We start from the raw sequence: 1,636 nt of genomic DNA on the forward strand, positions 1-1,636 counted from the left end.
CACGCCGGTACCCATCGTCTCGGAGGAGCCGATCAAGAAGCGAACCTTGCCGGCCCTGACGTCGCCGAACAGTCTCTGCTTGGCTTCGGTCTTCTTATAGTCCTGCATGAAGGCGATTTGCGAGGCCGGCACGCCGAGCCGGATCAGCTCGTCGCGGATAAAACGATAGGCCGAGAAGCCGCGGGACTTTTCGACATTGATCGTGCCGAGATCGGAAAAGATCATCTGGGCAGCGCCCGGTAGCTCAAAATCCTTGCCATCGGGGCGTCGATAGATGGCTTCCCCGGTTTCCTTCCAGATCCGATGGGCATTGCGGACCAAGAAATTGAGCTTGTTGTCCTCCTCGTTGTCGGCCGCCGGCATGACGAAGCGCAGGTCGATCGCCGCATGGCGCCCATCAGTGATGACAGACAGCAGGATGTCGTCGCCGGGCTTGGCTGGACCTTCTCTCTGCTCGATCGCCTTGATCCTGCTGCCGAGGGTCTGCTGATAGGTCTTGAACAGTGCGGTCGGCTTGGCCGTCATGATCTGCCGCCGGCCGGTCGAGATGTTGGGCACCTTCACGTATTGCCGCAGGTCATCCGGCATCACCACATCGGCAAACGAGCGGAACATGACGATCAGCTCCGGCACGTTGACGAAGGAAGCGAAGCGGCTGACAGGCTTGTATTTGCCGGATGGCTGGATCTCCAATTCCGTAGTTGTATCGCCGAAGCAGGACGCCCACGCATCGAACTCGTGCAGCCCGCGCTCGGCAAGTGCTGCATACCCAAGCAGGCGCTGGATGGAGAACATTTCGCCGAGCGTATTGGTTATCGGCGTGCCGGAAGCGAGCACCAGTGCGCGGCCGGGGTTCTTCGTCTCGATATAGCGGGATTTGACATAGAGATCCCAGGCGCGCTGCGAGCCATTCGGATCGATCCCCTTCAGCGTCGACATGTTGGTGGCGAAGGATAGCTTGCGGAATTCCTGCGCCTCGTCGACGACGATCTGGTCGATACCAATCTCCGAGATGGTGAGAAGATCATCCTTGCGGGTCCCCAGGCCTTCGAGCCGATCCTGAAGACCTTCCTTCAGCCGCTCGAGGCGCTTGCGCGAGACGCGGTCCTCGCTGTCGACATTGGTCAGCAGATCCTCATAGAGCTGCAACTCGTCCTGGATCATCTCCTGCTCAAAGGCAGACGGCACGGCGATGAACCGGAACGCCGAATGCGTGATGATGATCGCGTCCCAGGTGGCGGTTGCGGCACGCGAGAGGAAGCGAGCCCGCTTGTCCTTTGTGAAGTTGGTCTCGTCAGCGACGAGAATGCGGGCATTCGGATAGAGGCCTAAAAATTCGCGGGCGGCCTGCGCCAAGCAATGCCCGGGCACGACCAGCATGGCCTTGGCGATCAGGCCAAGCCGGCGCTGTTCCATGATGGCAGCCGCCATGGTCATCGTCTTGCCGGCGCCGACGGCATGGGCAAGATAGGTCGAGCCATCGGTAATGATCCGCCAGATGCCGCGTTTCTGGTGCCCATAAAGAACAAAGGCACCAGAGGCGCCAGGAAGTTTCAGATGAGAGCCGTCGAATTTGCGCGGCGCGATGTTGTTAAAACGGTCATTGTAGTTGCGGGCCAGCCGGTCGGTGCGATCC

Annotated in this window: 1 protein-coding gene; it reads right to left on the minus strand. The window is 60.1% G+C overall.

Annotation, left to right across the window (positions count from 1 at the left end; all coding sequences use genetic code 11):
• Nucleotides 1-1,636: helicase-like domain-containing protein (locus RNA01_RS23140; RefSeq protein ID WP_170253624.1), on the minus strand; the 1,636-nt coding region annotated here is incomplete at both ends.

The sequence above is a fragment of the Paenirhizobium naphthalenivorans genome (assembly GCF_007992095.1).
GTDB classification, from domain to species: Bacteria; Pseudomonadota; Alphaproteobacteria; order Rhizobiales; family Rhizobiaceae; genus Allorhizobium; species Allorhizobium naphthalenivorans.